Origin of the sequence: Bacillus sp. S2(2019), assembly GCF_005144805.1 — a bacterium.
In the GTDB taxonomy this organism is placed as follows: domain Bacteria; phylum Bacillota; class Bacilli; order Bacillales; family Bacillaceae; genus Bacillus; species Bacillus altitudinis.
The window spans coordinates 19,205-37,197 of sequence record NZ_SWFL01000002.1 but is presented as its reverse complement, the minus strand read 5'-3'; the positions used below and the strand labels follow the sequence as shown (position 1 = coordinate 37,197).

The following is a 17,993-nucleotide window of genomic DNA, read 5'->3' as shown; positions in this document are numbered from 1 at the left end:
GATTGAAAAAGAAGTCAATCCTCACTTTGAACACTTTTTGTTCGATTGGAATCAAAAGTTTCAGTTTTTAGTAGGCGGTTATGGCTCCTCCAAAAGCTATCACATTGCTTTAAAGCTGATTTTAAAACTGCTTGAGGAAAAACGGACAGCACTTGTCATTCGAGAAGTGTATGATACGCACCGGGAGTCGACCTACTCTCTTTTACAAGAAATCGTCAGCGATCTTGGCATCGATCATCTAGTAAAGTGCCGCAGTTCACCGCTTGCTCTCACTTTTCGCAATGGGAGCAGCATTTTATTTAAAGGACTGGACAAGCCTGAGAAATTGAAGTCGATCAACAACATCTCAATTATTTGGATTGAGGAGTGTTCCGAGGTTTCATATGAAGGGTTTAAAGAACTGCTTGGAAGGCTGAGACATCCAGTTTTACCTCTTTATATGATGTTATCGACGAATCCCGTTGGTCAGGATAATTGGACGTACAGACATTTCTTTCGAGATGAACAGCTGAAACGATTTGTCCTTGATGACGAAACCTTATACAAACAGCGAACCATCGTGATAAAAGATACGTACTATCACCACTCAACAGCAGAAGACAATCTATTTCTTCCTAAAAGCTATGTCAAGCAGCTGGATGAGCTGAAAGAATACGATCCAGATCTTTATCGAATTGCAAGGAAGGGATACTTCGGTATCAATGGCACAAAAGTGTTTCCGCAATTTGAGGTCAGACAGCATGCTGACGTATTAGAAGCGATCGGGCAAATTGAAAGACCGCTGAAACGGGCGGGGATGGATTTTGGATTTGTCGAATCCTACAATGCGCTCATTCGGTTAGCTGTCGATCATGAAAAAAAGTACTTATATATTTATTGGGAATATTACGACCGCGGGAAAACGGATGATGAAACAGCTGTTGATTTGAAAGAATTTGTTGAATCAAAGGAACTGATTAAGGCAGATGCAGCAGAGCCTAAAACGATTCACTATTTTCGGCAACGCGGATTTCAAATGGTCGCTGCGCATAAGTTCCAAGGGTCACGTTTGCAATATACAAAGAAAATCAAACGATTTAAGAAAATCATTTGTTCCGATGCTTGCCCTTATACCATCTATGAACTTCAATCACTAACCTATAAGGCAGATAAGAACGGCCGCTTAGAGGAAGATGAATTTCAAATCGATCCACACACATTATCTGCCATTTGGTATGCGCTAGATGATTATGAGGTGACCGATTTGAAACAGACTGCTTCAGAGCGTGTCCGTCCAAACCGAGAGAGGAGGTCCATACAATGAAACAATTAAAAGCAACGATTATGAAGGCCAACATGTCTGATCATACAAAACAAATGTATGAGGATGAATTTTCATACGAAAAAGATGACATTGTCCCCCCGCCCTACCATATCAATGAATTAAAAAGCATGGCAGAATACTCAACGATTCTTCAGCAATGTATAGATGCGTATCGAACAAACATTTTAGGTTTTGGATTTGGGGTGGAATACGCCTTTGATTTTAATGCGGAAGATGTGAAACCGGTCAAAAAGAAGACAGCCGAGAAGGAATGGACAAGACTCGAAGAGTTTACGAAATACATGAACTATGATGAGTCTGCTGACGTGATTCTTGGTTATGTCCTAGAAGACCGGGAGAAAACAGGAAATGGCTTTTTAGAGGTGCTGCGGGATGGACAAGGAAAGCCGGCAGGAATCGAGTATTTGGATGCACTCCATATTCGCATTTGCAAGCTGAGTGAGCCAGTCGACGTCGAATTCCGCTACACAGAAAACGGCGAATTAAAGACGATGAATCGCAAGAAACGATTCCGAAAATATGTGCAGGTCATCAATGAGAAGAAAGTCTTTTTCAAGGAGTATGGTGATCCGCGCATATTAAATTATGAAACAGGCAAGTACGATGATGCTACACCAGAACCACTTCAAGCAACAGAAGTCATTCATTTTAAAATTGGCAGTGGGACGTATGGGATTCCCCGCTGGATTGGCAACATCGTCAATATGTATGGCGCACGAAAAGCAGAAGAGCTGAATTATCTTTATTTTAAGCAAGGACGGCATGTACCTGGTGCCATCATTGTTGAAAACGGCATGCTGTCAGAGACTTCTTATCAGCAGCTACAAGATTATATGGATGATATTGAAGGGTCTGATCATGCGCATAAGTTTTTATTGCTTGAAGTAGAAGGACTTCCGACAGAAAAAGGATTAACAGGTGAAGAAGATGTATCAAATGTCAAAGTGAACTTTAAATCCTTGGCGGAAATCCTGCAAGAGGATGCGCTCTTTTTAGAATACGATGAAAAGACGAGAAACAAAATCCGCTCCGCTTTTCGTCTGCCGCCTATTTACACAGGAGAGTCACAAGATTATAACAAGGCCACGGCAGATACCGCGCGAAAAACAACGGAGGAGCAAGTGTTTCAGCCAGAGCGGCATCTTATTACAGGGAAGCTCAATACTCTTTTTCTCCCGGATTTAGATATATGGCATGTCCGCTTTCTATTAAATGGTCCTGACTTTAGAGATCCATTAGAGATAGCGAAGGTTCTGACACCATTTATTCAGGCTGGGGCAGTATCGCCAAATGATTTACGAGATCTTGCGGGGCGTATTCTTGGTAAGACGTTAGAGGAATGGCCGGAAGAATTCTACCACCGACCTTTAGAAAGCCGCATAAAAACAGCTGATGGGCTGTCTCCATCAGAGTCAAACCAGCTGGAGAAATAAAAGGACGTGAGCTTTTTTGAAAGGGGGTGAACATATGCCAAGGGAATTAAAAAACGCAAAAATTACACATGTTTCCTATGTGGACAAGGCCGCCAACCAAAAGAAATTTTTCTTGATGAAAGCAAAGAAAAAGCAGCCTGACTTTCAAAAAGAAGTCAGTGTCCTGACGAAGGCAGATGATGCGCATCGCCTCGTATATGGCGTCGTGTATGAACCGAATACACCTGATGCACATCAAGACTTTATGTCGGCCAAAGAAATTGAAAGAGCAGCACACGGTTTTATGAAAGATGCCCGTCACATTGATAAACAGCATGATTTTCAAGATGGTGTTGGCGAAGTCGTCGAATCATACATTGCCCCAGCGGATTTTGAAGTAGGCGGAGAGCTGATTCAAAAAGGATCTTGGGTACTTGTGACAAAAGCATCACAAGATATTTGGGACCAAATTCAGCAAGGCCACATTACAGGCTACTCAATGGCTGGAACAGCAGACATCATCGCAATAGAGGAACACGATCAGCTCCTATCTCAAGAAACGAACGAGAGAGGGCTTTTTTCTTTGCTGAAAAATTTCTTTTTGAAAGAGGAAGGTGCAAATATGCCACAACAATTTTGGAGCGTTTTAGATCATCTGCTGGAAACGTTGCAGTCAAGTGATGGTGATGAGTCTAGCGTAAGAGCGGCACTTGAACAATTGATTCCAATTGTGCAGGATGTGTTGAAAACAAATGATGTCCTCCAAACGATTGGCGAAAGACCAGCATCCGTTCAAAAGCAAGATGCCGGATTAACGACTGATCAAGTACGCGAACTAGAAAAAGCAAAAATGGCCATCGACAACGTTTTACAACAAGCGGATAAACAAGGGACAGATCAAACAGGTGAAGAAGAACCTGTACAAAAAGTGCTGGAGCAAGTGGTTGCGCCAATTCGTCATCAGCTCTCTTCCTTAGAGAAATCAGCAGGCAGAGAAAAAGCAGCGATTCAGGAAGTGCTTCAGCAACAGCTACTGCCTATTTCAGAGCGGATACACATGCTTGAAAAAGCGCGGGGCATTTCTAAACAAACAAATCACGATACACAAAATGATATGACAAAGCCCATATGGGATGGCTTACTATAAGCCTAAATAAGGAGGAAAAAGTGTGAGAAATCAAGAGTTGATTCGCAAGGCTGAAATGACACTTGCCAGCTTAAAAACAGGCGGTCTCATGAACGCAGCCCAATCCAACACATTCATTAGAATGATGCAAAATACACCAACCGTTTTAAATGATGCACGTATCATTCCAATGGAAAGTGATTCACAAAAAATCGAAAAAATCGGCTTCGGTCAGCGCATTTTACGCCCAGCAGAAGAAGGCAAAGCGCTTGATGCAAAAGACCGTGTTGTCCCAGCGACAAGCACTGTTCAGCTCAATGCAAAAGAAGTCATTGCTGAGATTCATATGACGTACGACAGCATTGAAAACAACATTGAAAAAGACGGGATTCAGCAGACCATTATGCAAATGCTGGCGGAACGAGCGGCAGTCGATATTGAAGAATTGATCGTCAACGGTGATACAACATCACAAGATCCATTTTTAGCTCAAATGGATGGCGTACGAAAACAGGCAGTTTCTCATATTGTCGATGCGAATGGAGCGGAAATTAGCCGTCAAATGTTCAAACAAGCCTACAAAGCGATGCCGTCAAAATATTTACGTGTACCTCAGGATTTCCGTTTTTATACATCCCCAAGTTTAGAGGTCGAGTGGAAAGACCAAGTAGCAAACCGTCAGACAGGTCTCGGAGATGCGGCGATTCAAGGCGGACTTTCTTCTGCATTCGGTGTTCCGGTCAAAGGTCTTGCCAATATGCAGCCATATGATGAAGAAGGAACAGACGTATCAGATATTTTACTGACACATCCGAAAAATATTATCGTAGGATTTTCTCGCAATATTCGTATTGAAGTAGAAAAAGATATTCGCAGCCGTAAGTTTATCATTGTTCTGACAGCGAAGCTCGACAGCAAATTTGAGGAAGAGGATGCTGTAGCCAAAGTCATGAAAGTGAAAGAGTAGGTGACAGCAGGCTATGATCATTTCTGCTGAGGAACTACAAGCCTATTCTGTATTTGATCGCGTGAAAAATCGTTCTGTAGAGAGACTAGCGGCAGATATTATTGAAGCAGAAGCAGCGGTATTTCAAATGGTCGGGCACGATTTTACACATGAAAAATATCAGCCCATTCCTGAAAAAGCAAGGATCGCCTTATTAAAAATGGCCCAGTATTTTGCCATGCTGAATGATGACGAATCCATGATGAAAGGCTTGACTTCAGAAAAAATGGGTGATTATTCATATGCAAAGGCAGCGGACAAAGTGAAAGGCAGACCTTATGTGTATGCCCTTCTTGTTGATTATATTGAACCTTCATTAACTGGCGGCAGCGCCAATTTAAAGGTGAGATCATTATGAGTTATGATTCTCTATTAACGGATCGCTGTGATCTTTTTCACTTAGAGAATGAGGGGGCAGTCCGCGGCAAATTTGGTATACCAGCAGGAGATCTGCAGACGGACCTCACTTATCCTGATACACCAAGTATGAGAGATGTGGCTTGCTATGTTGTAGAAAAAAGCCAGTCACTCGTGCAAGAAGAACCGAATACAGTCATCTATCAGTCCTATCTCGTCCATTTCCCTTTAGCAAGCGACATTCGTTTGCATGACAAAATGGTGTGGAACGGCATCTCACTTAAGTTGCAGCAGCCAAAAAGAGTGAAAAATCATCACATGGAAGTGATGGCCGTCAGAAAGGAAAACCTATGAAAATTGATGGACTTGACCGGCTGCTATCCCAGCTCCAACAGGCAAATAGTGGCGGCTTAACGGCGCAATATCAAGAGTGGTTACAGGAAATGGGCTTACAGTTTTTAGACATCATTCAAGATGAAATCATCAAAGAAAAGGCTGTTGATACAGGCCGTCTCCTCAATTCCTTTCAAAAAGGTGACAAGGAGAATCACTTTCTCACTTCCCGAGGCGGGCTCACGCTAGAAGTAGGGACACAGCTTGATTATGCCTCTTACGTGAATGATGGACATGCCATTTCTTCAAATGGAGAACGAAGATGGGTGCCTGGCAGATGGAACGGCAGCCGCTTTGAATATGATCCGAATGCCAGTACTGGCATGATGCTTTCATCTCAATGGATTGAAGGAAATGGGTACTGGGATCATGCCGTCATGCTCTATGAACAAATGTTTGAACACTCGCTGGATCGAAAGCTTCAAAGCTGGATCGATCGACATTTTGGGAGGTGATGGAATGAATCAAGAAGTCGGGGCAATCATGCATTATATATACACACACTTTCCTGTGAAAATGTATGATCGTCTTCTGCCAGAGCGTTTCCAAGTGCCATCTGTTTATGTGCCGCCAGTGACTGTCATTAGTGGTCCAGATACAGTGTCTACTTTTATGAAATCTTATTCGCTGCAAGTGAAAGTGTTTCATATGGATACAGAAAAAGCGCATGATGCGGCGGAAACAGTCGTCGATGCATTGCTTGCTGATCGTCAAATCATTCAGATGATCAGTGAAGATGGAGAGGTGCTGGATGATTATGTCCGCATAAAAAGAGTGGAAACAAGAATCATAGATCAAGGTGTAGCAGCGATTGTCCTGACGTGGGATAGCAGCTATTGGTACAACCGAGATAAACAGCCAAGCCTAGAAGATATCAATTTTTCAGATGGGGTGATCAAACGTGAGCAAGACTAAAAAAACACAGCTCGACCAAACAGCGGGCGAAGAAAAAGAATTTGGCTTTTCATTTGAAGCCTTAAAAGAGCACAGCAAGGATCTTTTTGGGGTAAAACCAGAAATCCTTGAAGGTGCTCTTTTTTATATCAAACATCAACCAATTACAAAAACAGAAGCAAAGAAGCACATCGATGCTTTTTTGTCCAAGGAGGTTTAAAGGATGAACGGAGGCACTTTTACACCAGGTACAGAGAAAAAGCGTCCTGGCATTTACTTTAATTTTAAAACAACAGCAGAGCAGCGAATTACTTTAGGCGAGCGAGGAACAGTTGCACTTCCTCTTGTCATGAGCTGGGGAGAACCAAAAACTTTTATTTCCGTTTCCGATATGGAAGACTTAAATAAAAAGGTCGGGCTTAACATTGATGATAAGTCACTTCTTCTTTTCCGTGAAGCGAAGAAAAAAGCGCAAACGGTCTTGCTTTACCGTCTAAACGAAGGAGAGCCAGCCAAAGCGGAAATCGCAGAAAACTTTGTGGTCACAGCCAATTATGGTGGTCAAAAAGGAAATGAGATTACCATTCAAGTGGCAGAAAATGTACTCGACAGCACAAAACGTGACGTCATCACCTATCTTGGAACAGATATTGTCGATAAACAGGTGGTCAAAGATGTCAAAGATCTTGTGAAAAACAAATACGTTCAATTTTCTGGTGAAGGCGAAGCGGTCATTACTGCTGGAGCGGCTTTAAGCGGCGGGAAAAACGGTGTGGCAAGTGTCGCAGATTATACAGCTTTCCTAGAAGCAGCTGAAACGGAATACTTTGATGTCATTGCACTACCAGTCGATAATAGTGAGCAATTAAAAGCGACATTCGCGTCATTTATTGAGCGTTTACGTGATAAGCAAGGACGTAAGGTACAAGGTGTTGTGGCTAACTATGCAGCTGATCAAGAAGGTATCATCAATGTCACAAGCGGTGTTGTTTTAGAAGACGGAACAGAACTCACGCCTGCTCAAACAACAGCTTGGGTCGCAGGAGCAAGTGCAGGAGCGAATTTTAATCAGTCACTGACCTTTGTTGAATACGAAGGCGCAGTCGATACATTAGAGCGTCTTGATAATGATCAAGTAGAATACCGTTTATCACAAGGAGAGTTTCTTTTCACTTTCGATGCAAGAGACCGCACGGTGAGCGTTGAAAAAGATATTAACTCTTTGACAAGCTTCACGGTTGAAAAGAACCAGCAAATGGCGAAAAACAAAATCATCCGTGTGCTAGATGCAATCAACAATGATTTAACATTTGAACTGAAAAATTTGATTAAATTACGCAAAGCCAATGGCAATGACATTCCAGCATCAGACGACGGTGTGCAGCTTGTGAAAACACTGATTACACAGTATCTCACACAACTTCAAGATGGAAGCGGCATTACAGGCTTTAACTCAGAAACAGATATCGTCATTGGCCTCAATGAAGATCGTGATGGATTTATCATCGATTTAGCAGTACAGCCAGTAGACGCAGCAGAAAAATTCTATTTCAATGTGGAGGTGAAGTAAGATGGCTTTTAAAGCGCAAAATACAATCTCAGGTAAAGAAGGTCGTCTTTTCTTAGAAGGTGAGGAGCTTGCCTTTATCAAAACGTTTGAAGCAAACGTGGAGAAAAATAAATCAGAAGTGAATGTGATGGGCCGCCGAATGACTGGTCATAAAACAACAGGGGCAAACGGAACAGGAACGGCAACATTCTATAAAGTCACGTCACGTTTCGTTCAACTTATGCTCAACTATGTGAAAAAAGGGGAAGATCCTTACTTCACTCTTCAAGCGGTAATTGATGATAAATCATCAGGCCGAGGCACAGAGCGTGTGACATTATTCGATGTCAACTTTGATTCAGCTAAAATTGCTGGACTAGATGTCGATTCAGAGGCACTTGAAGAAGAAGTTCCATTTACATTTGAAGACTTTGATCTGCCTGAAAAGCTGAAGAATTCTTTCTAAGAAATGTGGAGGAAATTAGCTAATTAATTAGCTAAATAAAAACCAAATATGCTATAATGCAGATGTAATGAAAAATGAATGCATTTGTAATGCACATGGCATTCAATAACACACAAAATGATGTTTACATGCAAAGCGATTTGCATACAATAAAAAGAAGCCAGGATGCGCTAACATCCCGGCAATGTACAATGAGGCCCTTCAAGGGGCTGGCTTATCAATTAGATAGTTTTAAGGATAGACTTTCCCTTTCACCTACCAAAGCTCAAGGGGAGTCTATTTTTTGTTTATATACGTCAACAAAGCAAGGATAAACATCCCGAATAAAAGCATTAGGGAAATCGCTTGGAACGTTGACATGAGCATCACCCCCTTCCTATCGGGGATGAGCCAGACACCCTTGAGCAAGCCGTTCAATTGTACGAGTTATATTATACATGAAAAGATTGGAAAGCACATTCAAAAATGGATGTGCTTTTTTGTATTCAAAAAACAAACAAAAGGGAGTTTTTAAACATGAGCGAAAAACAAACATTTGATCTTTCATTTTTTATGCCAGGACAAACAGTAGAAGCGGAAGAGGTCAAAGTGCCAATTTCTAAGCGTTTTGTTGATAAAAAAGGGAATGTCATTCCTTTTGTCTTCAAAGCGATTACCACGGAACGTATTGATGAACTGGAAAAAGAAAACACCACGTTCAAAAATGTCAAAGGCAGAGGCCGTGTGAAAGACTTAGACAGCCAGCGCTTCTACGCACGGATTGCCATTGAATCGACGATTTATCCAGATTTCCGCTCAAAGGAATTAAGAGAAGCCTACAGCACACAAGATCCAGTTGAAGTTGCAAAACGTGTTTTATCTGTCGGTGGTGAATACGCAAACTGGTTAAACAAAGCCATTGAAATCAACGGATTTGAAGACGAAATTGAAGATTTAGAAGACGCAGCAAAAAACTAATAAAAGATGGGGATAAGGAAGCAGTGTTTTTATATTACGCCATGCATGAGCTTCACTATTCCCCATCAGAACTTCTCGATTTATACGAAGCACCAAGACAATTTAAGGCATTCTTATTCGGACTCATCAGCTACAAGCTCGATATGCTAGAAAAAGAAGCAAAGAAAGGAGGGAAATAAACTGGCGAAGCTCACTGCACGATTTGAATTAGAAGACAAAGTATCAAAGAAGCTGTTGCGCATTCAAAAACGATTTCAAACGTTTGAGAAGCAGCTCAAACCATTTAGAAAACCGGTGAAAATAAGCCTGGAAATGGATGAAAAGAAGCTAAGGAACCTCAATTTATCGATGAGAAGGTTTTCTGTATTATCCATGAAGCTAGATCAAGGAATCTATCGTGATCTCAAATCATTAACAAACCAGCTGAACATGATACCGAAACAGATGGTCATATCGATTCAAACAAAAGGACTAGATGTCATTAAATCCAGTATAGATCGATTGAAACAATCACAAGCAAGTCCAATGCTGCTGACGTTCAAACTGAATGATCAGTTGTCAGGAAAAATGTCATCAATCAAAAAATCAATCCTTCAGCTCATGAACAGAACGTACTATATGAGATTAAACATGGTTGACCAAGCCACCACTGCCATTCAACGAATCAAAAAGACACTCAAAAGCTTGACAATGGCTAAACATGAGATCAGAGTATCTGTTCAAGACAATGCAAAGAGTAAGTTGAAAAAACGAGATCAGGCAGAGTCAGTTGTGAAAGAACAAAATATAAAAAAAGAACCTGAGGCTGTTAGTCCGCCAGTTAAAACGGATGAACCTAAACAGGATTGGCTCCAGAGCCTTGCTAATAAAGGGTTAAATGAAATTCAAAAATATGCAGGTGATGTTGCAGACAAGGTGAAAGAAAAATTAAGTCCTAGAAAGTTTTGGGACGAAAAGGCACTTCCTTGGGTTGAAAATAAAATGGAAGAGTACAAGCAAGATGTGATCGGAAGAATAAAAGAGAAGATTAAATTCAATCCTGAAAAAAAACTAGATGAATTGGTGACCAATGTATTAGATCGTCTCTTTGGTGCAGGTGATCAATCGAATGGAAGTAGCACTCCAGCGCCAACAACAGCGCCAACAACAGCGCCAACATCCACACCATCAAATTCAGCTCCCAATAAGAAATCTAAGCCGCGAGGTGGTAAAGGTTTGTTTCGCAATAGTTGTTGTCCCTGTTGTGCAAGAGGTTTAAGCAGGGGAGGATCTACTAAAACTAAAAATAGAAATGGTCAATCACCAAGACAACCTAGAAATCCAAATGCCACAACAAGAACCGAAATGAATAGAAGACCTCCAAGTAAATTAGGGGATGCGTTGAAAAATATCGGTAAAGGGAGCGGTAAATTATTAAAGAAAGTACCTATTCTAGGCAGTGTACTTAGTGCAACAAATCTAATTGGTATGAAAAAAGAGAATGCTGGTGAAAAGATCGGTGCGACTGGAGGAGGAATCGCCGGTGGAATGGCAGGTGCTGCAGCAGGTGCTGCTATTGGCAGTGTAGTTCCAGGGGTAGGTACAGCCATCGGCGGCCTAGTAGGCGGCATCGCTGGAAGTATGGGTGGAGAATCTATCGGTGAAACAATTGGAAAATGGTTTGATGGCGGTGGATTTGAGAAGATTGGCCAAAAAGCCATTGAAATCAAAGATCAAATTGTTGAAGTGTGGTCTACAGTTGCGGACTGGTTTATCGAAAATGTGTGGACACCATTAAGCAGCACGGTTGGCACAGTAGCAACCACAATCTGGTCAAGTCTAGTCAATGCATGGACATGGATACAAGAAACATTCAGTGCAGTTGCGGGCTGGTTTATCGAAAATGTGTGGACACCGTTAAGCGATACAGTTATTACGGTAGCAACCACGATCTGGTCAAATCTAGTCAATGCATGGACATGGATACAAGAAACATTCAGTGCAGTTGCGGGCTGGTTTATTGAAAACGTTTGGACACCGCTAAGCGACACAGTCGTTACGGTAGCAACCACGATCTGGTCAAGTCTAGTCAATGCATGGACGTGGATACAAGAAACATTCAGTGCAGTAGCAGGCTGGTTTATTGAGAATGTGTGGACACCGCTAAGCAGCACAGTTGTCACAGTCGCTACTGGGATTTGGACAGCATTATCAAATGCATGGAAAACCATTCAATCAATTTTTGGAGTAGTATCCTCTTGGTTTATGAACAATGTATGGAATCCGCTTGTAGAAACGGTTGGAACCATCAAAGATAGCATTGGGAAGAAGTTTGAAGAAGCGTATAAAGTGGTGACAGATATATGGGATGGATTATCCAAATGGTTTAAAGATAATATTCAGACACCGATCGTAAAAGTGGCTGGTGCCATAAGTGATGGTTTTTCTGCAGCATTTGGTTGGGTTCAAAAGATTTTTGAAAAAGCAGGCGGTATTGTAGATGTTGTAATAAATTGGATCGTTGGAAAGAAAAAACCTGATAATAATGCAACAGGCGGCTATATCACCCAGCCTACCTTATCATGGATTGGTGAAGCGGGTAACGAATTTGTCATTCCAACTCAAAATAACCGGGGCCGTGGGAAGATGTTGCTTGCACAAGCTGCTTCTCATCTTGGAATGTCTGTTGTGCCAAGCAGCAGCGGAGCAGCAAGTCCAGTTTCTAGCTCTCCAGCTCCAATAACGCCAAATGCTCCAGCAGCTCCAACTGCTTCTGCCGGTTCAATTGGTGGAACGGTTTCAATGAATGGAAACATCCAATCTGCCAGCATAGGTGAGCAATTTAATCATGATTTTGAACAAGGGCTGAATCAAAAGGTGGTTTCACTTGATCAATGGAAGCAAAAAAACATTCAGCAGCCATTTAATCAAATGACATCAGATTCAGGAAAGTACGGACAACAAACGGTATCGGCATTTGCTACTGGCCAGCAAATGACACCAACAGGAACTGATAGCTTTTTGCAAAGTCGTGTAAAAGCACCATACCAACAAGTGATGACAGCATCACCAACTTGGGGTTCTGGAACTGTTAGTGGCTTTGCAACAGGTCAAAATGCCACATCAATTGGCACAAGCCAATACGTAGACCAACACGTCAAACAACCATTCCTGCAAGCCAAACAAGAATCACCAGGATGGGGTTCAGGAATGATCGACGCCTTCAATAGCGGCATGCGTTCAAAAGCAAGTGAAGTCACACAAGCTGCCAAAGAAATGGCGAAGAAAGTGGAACAGGCGTTTAGAGAAGAACTAGACATTCATTCTCCTTCACGTGTCATGATGAGTCTAGGGAAATTCGCATCGATTGGTGTCGTCAAAGGGCTCGATTCAGTTGATGTGAAAAAGTTTGCTGAAAATCAAGCGGGTTCATTAATCGGAGCGTTCAGCGGTATGGGTGCTTCAGGTCTTAGTGTTCAGCAATGGCTCATGGCAGCTCTGATGGCGACTGGCACATCGATGAGCTGGCTTCCAGGTCTTATGACAATCGCTCAGCACGAATCAAATGGTAACCCGAAAGCCATCAACTTGTGGGATTCCAACGCCAAGAAGGGAACGCCTTCTAAAGGGTTAATGCAAACCATTGGACCGACCTTCCATTCCAATAAAGGCAAGGGCATGAATGATATTTGGAACCCAATTCATAATGCCGTAGCAGCCATTAACTACATTAAGGGCAGATATGGAACAGTCTTCAATACACCGGGATTACGGAGTATGAAAAGAGGCGGTCCTTATAAAGGCTACGCCAATGGCGGACTGATTACTCAGGAGCAGGTAGCTAGAGTCGGTGAAGGAAACAAACGCGAGTGGATTATTCCAGAAGAAAGAGGTATTCGCGGGAGATATTTATTGACGCAGGCAGCCAAGGCACTTGGGATGCAAGTCTATGATCCATCAAATGCATCTGCTCCTTTACCAGAATCACAGATGCAGCAAGTCACCTCAGCACAGCCAGCTGGGAATGCAACAACGTCAGGCAATAAACAAATCACCATCCAGTTTAATGGTGATCAGCATTTCCATAATGGACAGGATCAGCAATCGCTGGTCGAAAAAATTAGACAAATGCTTGTAGACGAATTGGAAGTAGAGCTTCAGACAGGAACGAAAGGGGTCGTGATCGATGGGTAAATCAGTGTATCAATTGTGGATTTCCCAAGGCAAGGAGAAGTTGCGATTCCCTGTGCTTCCATCCGAACTTGAGATCACAAATAATGTACAAAATGAAACAGTGAAGGTCTCCTCCTTTGGGGAACTGACTTTTATTGATGTACCATCGGCTAAACAAGTATCATTCACCTCATTATTTCCTAAGAAATATTCGCCAATTGCTGAATATAAAAGCATTCCATCACCAGAGAATGCAATAGCGAAAATTGAACGAATGATGCGTTCAAAGAAGTCTGTGCGACTGATTGTGACAGGGACTAAAATCAATATGACGTGCAGCATTGAGAGCTTCACACACAAGGAAGGGTCTTATGACATAGGGGATCGTGAATTTACGATCGAGTTAAAGGAATATAAAACCGCATCGCCTAGGAAAATCAAACGAAAGAAAAAAGCAAAACAAACCAAAAAGAAAAGACCCTCAAAAACACCACCAAAATTGTACACTGTCAAAAAGGGAGATACTCTGTGGGCCATTTCAGGCCGTTTTTATGGCGATAGTACAAAATGGCGGCGTATTTGGAATGCCAATAAAGCAGCGATGATCAAACGAAGTAAACTCAATATTAAACAGCCGGGATATTGGATTTTTCCAGGACAAAAATTGAAAATACCACAATAGGGGGGCTGACATTGATTGAGCTTTTTGCCATCAGAAGCGGCACGATGTATGAGCTTGTCACAGAGAGTGTGACACTTCAGGGGCAAAGGTATCAGGCCCCTCGCTCTATTCAGGCGAATATTATCACAAAGCAAGGCAGTCAAACATATTACCGTGTCTCAGAAGGAGACACGGTTCTTTTTAAATGGAAAGGAAAAGAGCTGTTCAGAGGCATCGTGTTTTCTAGGACGCCTGTTGAAGGAAAGCTGACCTTTACCGCATACGATATGCTCCAATATTTAGTGAAAAACCAAGATGTATATGTTTTTTCAAATCAACGGGCAGATCAAATTTTGAGGCGGATCGGGGCAGACTTTCAAATTCCTATGACATCCATCGCAAATACAGGACATATCATGAAGTCTCTCGTTTTTAAAAATGACACGAGTTTATATGACATCATTTTAAAAGCATTGAAGGAAACGAAGCGGCAAACCGGTAGAAATTATCAAATTTATTCTGCTAAAGGCAAGATGGGGCTGAGAGCTTGGCCCGATCCAGAGGACGTGTGGGTCATTGAATCAGGCGTCAACCTCATCGGTTATCAGTACAGCACCTCCATTGAAGAGACAGCAACACGTGTGAAGATGCGCACGTCTGTAGACGAACAGGGGAAGAATAAGAAAAAAGGTAGCAAATCAGATATTGTGGTGATCGAACAGGACAAAGCGGGTCAGAGTCAGTACGGCATTTTACAGCATGTGGAGACGGTCACAGGTCAAATCAACCAGCCGCAGCTTCAAAAAAGAGCGAAAGTACGCCTAGCTGAAAAAAAAGGCGTCAAACAAGAAGTGAAAAGCATACAAGCACTCGGAATCCCTGAACTGCAAAGCGGTCTGCCAATCTATTTGAAAATCCCTGAAATCAACATCAAAAAAACCTACTGGATCGATCAAGACAAGCATGAATTCAATGGAGTGAAGCACACCATGACAATTGACGTCGTTGAGAAAAATTCCATGCCAAAGGGTGATCAAGCATGAGATTAAGTGAAGCAATTAAACGACTCGCTGTCAATGCAGTAGATGCAGCTTCTCCAATTGATCTGGTGATTGGAGAGGTCACAATGGCTTCGCCTCTTCACATCCGATTAAATGAAAATAGTAAGCTGATCATTCCAGAAGAACTGCTTATTTGGCCTAAACGCTTAAATAAGGGTGAGGATGATGAGTTGAAAAGGGGAGACAGCATTATGGTACTCGCAATGGCAGGAGGGCAGTCCTTTTACATCATCGACAAATTGTAAGGGAGGTGATGAACGTGGCACTTTCACCAGAGGAAGAAATCGAGGAAACAGAGGAAGATGAAGAGGTAGAAACCTCGACGACGTATCGCATAGATTTTGAAAATGGCAGGCTGACAAATGAAGCCATTACAGGCATTGAATCGATCCGTCAATTTATTTATATGACATTGCGAACAGAGCGCTATGCACATCCCATTTACAGTCACGATATTGGCACTGAAATTCAGGAGCTATTGACTGATACTGAAGCAACTGATGAATACAAAGAAATGGAGATTCCAAGATTGCTTGAAGAAGCATTGGTCGTTGATGAGCGGATTGATCATATTGAAGAGATAGAGGTCACGAAGCAAAATGATGCCTTTCAAGTCAAACTAACCATTGTCACAGATGAAGGCACATTAGAAATAGAGGAGGTGATGGAGGGAGATGTTTGAGGAGCAAACGTATGAGGCGTTGATGGAAAGAATGCTGGACAGGCTGCCAGATGACATAGATAAAAGAGAAAACAGCGTCATTTGGAATGCCTTGGCGCCTGCTGCTGCTGAACTCGCTCAGTCGTATATTTGGCTTGATCAAGTGTTTGAGCTTGTCTTTGCTGATACAGCACAGGGGGAATTTTTAGATCGCCGAGCGGCAGAAGTAGGGATTGAACGAAAGCCAGCTACCACAGCGGTGTGGTCCGTAACCATTCAACCAGAGAACGTAAACATTCCAGTAGGATCAAGATTCTTTATTGAAGACGTATATTTTCAATTTTCAAAGGACGGTACACTAGAATGTGAGACAACTGGTACAGCCGGCAATGGGCAATTAACAGGTCAGCCGCTGCTATCGCTTGATACCATTTCAGGTCTAGAGTCGATGATCATGAAGGAATTGGTGATACCAGGGCAAGAGGAAGAAGATGATGCGTCATTATACGATCGGTATTTAATACGCGCAAGGCGAGAGGCTGTCAGTGCTAACAGAGCCCATTACAAAAAGTGGGCCGAGGAAGTGGTTGGTGTTGGCAGAGCGAAAGTGTTCCCGCTATGGAATGGAGAGGGAACGGTCAAAATTGTCATCACAGACGGCAATCTAGATGTAGCATCTGATCTTCTTGTCGAAAGGGTCCAGGAGTATATCGACCCTGTCCCGGGAGAAGGAGAAGGACAAGCTCCTATTGGTTCAAAAGCAACTGTTGAAAGCGCCAAGTGGCTAGATATTGACATAGAAGTGTCCGTCGAACTTCAGATGGACTGGACGCTTGAAGGTGCGCAAAAAGAAATAGAAGAAAAGGTCAAAGCACTGTTAAAATCAATCGCATTTGAAAAAAGTACGATTCGAATGTCCGCCTTAAATGATATCTTGTACCATTCAGAGAGCGTGTCCGATTATGCAAATGTCTTATTGAATGGGGAGTCAAAAAACTTAGTATTACAGGACATTGAGATACCACGTCTGAGGCAGGTGAAGGTTATTGAGCAAACTTGATGAAATGAAAAACTACTTGCCGCCTTATTTCACAGAGATTTATGATGTGGATCATTTACTAAAAACGGAGGCGCCAGAGTTTGAACAATTGGACGAATCCATTTTTGATGTAACGGATCAGTTCTTCCCCTTAACAGCGACGTGGGGATTGAATCGGTGGGAAAGAATGCTCAAGGTGCAGCGAGAGTCAGATGATTCAATTGAGCTGCGCAGGGCACGATTACTCAATATGATGTCGAACATTCCACCAATTACGTATCTTTCATTAGAGAAATCAGTGAATCGATTTCTTAAAAATCCAAGTGCGATCATCCGTCTTACAGTCAACCGTTATCATTTTGCATTGCGTGTCAACCTGGATGACCTGCAAAACACAAGATATATCGTCGAAATACTCGAAACGTTAAAGCCAGCACATTTGGCGTATACGTTCACCGCCAGTCATCATACCGATGTTCATGAAACAAATGATCATCACCAGCGGCTCACACTGCGAAGCAGAGTGGGCTTTTTCGATCATATTCCAATTTTACTCAATGGTGAATTCGTATTAAATGGAACGTTCTATCTTAGCGGGATACGAGGTACTACGGAGGTCCCAGCTCGTTTTCGGCATTCATTAAAGATGAGAATGCCGCTTCAACAAGAGAAAGAAACAGCATATCGTCTGAATTATGTCATGACTGGAGCATCGTATGAAACGAAGCAAGCAGCTACGCTGACTTTGCGTGCAAAGAACCAGCTTTCACATCACGCGAAAAAGAGGATGACGTTCCGCTTACCAGTACATGTTCAAAATGAACAAGGCGGCAGTTTACTGATCAAGGAGCATTACTGGATTCTCGATGGATCCGTTCCGCTTGATGGATCAAAAATGCTGGCAGCAACTTCTAAAAAAATAGACTTATAAGGAG

General features: G+C 42.4%; 21 protein-coding genes. 20 read left to right on the top strand and 1 reads right to left on the bottom strand.

Annotation, left to right across the window (positions count from 1 at the left end):
* Position 1 precedes the first annotated feature (1 nt).
* The 11 genes from FBF75_RS05350 to FBF75_RS05300 are packed head-to-tail and all read left to right on the top strand — an operon-like array spanning position 2 to position 8,527.
* Entirely contained in the window at positions 2–1,303 is a 1,302-nt protein-coding gene (locus tag FBF75_RS05350) for a PBSX family phage terminase large subunit (protein WP_160758062.1), read from the top strand.
* Entirely contained in the window at positions 1,300–2,757 is a 1,458-nt protein-coding gene (locus FBF75_RS05345; RefSeq protein WP_039169994.1) for a phage portal protein, read from the top strand. The genes FBF75_RS05350 and FBF75_RS05345 overlap by 4 nt, the downstream gene beginning before the upstream one ends.
* A gap of 34 nt (positions 2,758–2,791) precedes the next feature.
* Entirely contained in the window at positions 2,792–3,883 is a 1,092-nt protein-coding gene (locus FBF75_RS05340; protein WP_125589763.1) for an XkdF-like putative serine protease domain-containing protein, read from the top strand.
* A gap of 22 nt (positions 3,884–3,905) precedes the next feature.
* Positions 3,906–4,829 (top strand): phage major capsid protein, encoded by a 924-nt coding sequence (locus tag FBF75_RS05335; RefSeq protein ID WP_008344119.1) that lies wholly within the window; start codon positions 3,906–3,908, stop codon positions 4,827–4,829.
* Between the two features lie 13 nt (positions 4,830–4,842).
* Positions 4,843–5,226, top strand: a complete 384-nt coding sequence (yqbG, locus tag FBF75_RS05330) for a protein YqbG (protein WP_007500574.1) — start codon at positions 4,843–4,845, stop codon at positions 5,224–5,226.
* Complete coding sequence (locus FBF75_RS05325) at positions 5,223–5,579, top strand: YqbH/XkdH family protein (RefSeq protein WP_017358987.1); 357 nt, start codon at positions 5,223–5,225, stop codon at positions 5,577–5,579. The genes yqbG and FBF75_RS05325 overlap by 4 nt, the downstream gene beginning before the upstream one ends.
* Entirely contained in the window at positions 5,576–6,073 is a 498-nt protein-coding gene (locus tag FBF75_RS05320; protein ID WP_025207873.1) for an HK97 gp10 family phage protein, read from the top strand. The genes FBF75_RS05325 and FBF75_RS05320 overlap by 4 nt, the downstream gene beginning before the upstream one ends.
* A 4-nt stretch (positions 6,074–6,077) precedes the next feature.
* Complete coding sequence (locus tag FBF75_RS05315) at positions 6,078–6,533, top strand: phage tail terminator family protein (protein ID WP_041091933.1); 456 nt, start codon at positions 6,078–6,080, stop codon at positions 6,531–6,533.
* Positions 6,520–6,732 (top strand): YqzN/YkzM domain-containing protein, encoded by a 213-nt coding sequence (locus FBF75_RS05310; RefSeq protein ID WP_008344108.1) that lies wholly within the window; start codon positions 6,520–6,522, stop codon positions 6,730–6,732. The genes FBF75_RS05315 and FBF75_RS05310 overlap by 14 nt, the downstream gene beginning before the upstream one ends.
* A gap of 3 nt (positions 6,733–6,735) precedes the next feature.
* On the top strand, positions 6,736–8,082 hold the full coding sequence (locus tag FBF75_RS05305; protein ID WP_017367936.1) for a phage tail sheath family protein: 1,347 nt from the start codon (positions 6,736–6,738) through the stop codon (positions 8,080–8,082).
* A gap of 1 nt (position 8,083) precedes the next feature.
* A complete protein-coding gene (locus FBF75_RS05300) occupies positions 8,084–8,527 on the top strand; it encodes a phage tail tube protein (RefSeq protein ID WP_003213309.1) in 444 nt (147 codons plus the stop codon).
* 276 nt (positions 8,528–8,803) lie between these two features.
* Here the strand turns inward: FBF75_RS05300 and FBF75_RS19795 are convergent, their stop codons facing one another.
* A complete protein-coding gene (locus FBF75_RS19795; protein ID WP_229200408.1) occupies positions 8,804–8,860 on the bottom strand; it encodes a putative holin-like toxin in 57 nt (18 codons plus the stop codon).
* Positions 8,861–9,043: 183 nt separating this feature from the next.
* Between FBF75_RS19795 and FBF75_RS05290 the strand changes: the two genes are divergently transcribed.
* Genes FBF75_RS05290 through FBF75_RS05250 form a run of 9 tightly spaced genes read left to right on the top strand, consistent with a single transcriptional unit; the run spans position 9,044 to position 17,989 of the window.
* Positions 9,044–9,484 carry a phage tail assembly chaperone gene (locus FBF75_RS05290; protein ID WP_008344099.1) on the top strand — a complete coding sequence of 147 codons (441 nt, stop codon included), beginning with the start codon at positions 9,044–9,046 and terminating at the stop codon, positions 9,482–9,484.
* A 41-nt stretch (positions 9,485–9,525) separates the two neighbouring features.
* On the top strand, positions 9,526–9,663 hold the full coding sequence (locus tag FBF75_RS05285; protein WP_008344097.1) for a hypothetical protein: 138 nt from the start codon (positions 9,526–9,528) through the stop codon (positions 9,661–9,663).
* 1 nt (position 9,664) lies between these two features.
* The gene (locus FBF75_RS05280) at positions 9,665–13,657 is read left to right on the top strand and encodes a transglycosylase SLT domain-containing protein (protein ID WP_481748719.1); all 3,993 of its coding nucleotides are present in this window, start codon (positions 9,665–9,667) and stop codon (positions 13,655–13,657) included.
* A complete protein-coding gene (locus tag FBF75_RS05275; protein ID WP_008344093.1) occupies positions 13,650–14,318 on the top strand; it encodes a LysM peptidoglycan-binding domain-containing protein in 669 nt (222 codons plus the stop codon). Before FBF75_RS05280 ends, FBF75_RS05275 begins: the two co-directional genes overlap by 8 nt.
* Before the next feature lie 11 nt (positions 14,319–14,329).
* Positions 14,330–15,340, top strand: coding sequence for an XkdQ/YqbQ family protein (locus tag FBF75_RS05270; RefSeq protein ID WP_135226206.1), 1,011 nt, complete (start codon positions 14,330–14,332; stop codon positions 15,338–15,340).
* Positions 15,337–15,603, top strand: coding sequence for a DUF2577 family protein (locus tag FBF75_RS05265; RefSeq protein ID WP_017358996.1), 267 nt, complete (start codon positions 15,337–15,339; stop codon positions 15,601–15,603). Before FBF75_RS05270 ends, FBF75_RS05265 begins: the two co-directional genes overlap by 4 nt.
* A 14-nt stretch (positions 15,604–15,617) precedes the next feature.
* Entirely contained in the window at positions 15,618–16,040 is a 423-nt protein-coding gene (locus FBF75_RS05260) for a DUF2634 domain-containing protein (protein ID WP_008344087.1), read from the top strand.
* Complete coding sequence (locus FBF75_RS05255) at positions 16,033–17,079, top strand: baseplate J/gp47 family protein (RefSeq protein WP_136944511.1); 1,047 nt, start codon at positions 16,033–16,035, stop codon at positions 17,077–17,079. The genes FBF75_RS05260 and FBF75_RS05255 overlap by 8 nt, the downstream gene beginning before the upstream one ends.
* Complete coding sequence (locus tag FBF75_RS05250) at positions 17,066–17,989, top strand: YmfQ family protein (protein WP_116306111.1); 924 nt, start codon at positions 17,066–17,068, stop codon at positions 17,987–17,989. Before FBF75_RS05255 ends, FBF75_RS05250 begins: the two co-directional genes overlap by 14 nt.
* Positions 17,990–17,993: the final 4 nt, after the last annotated feature.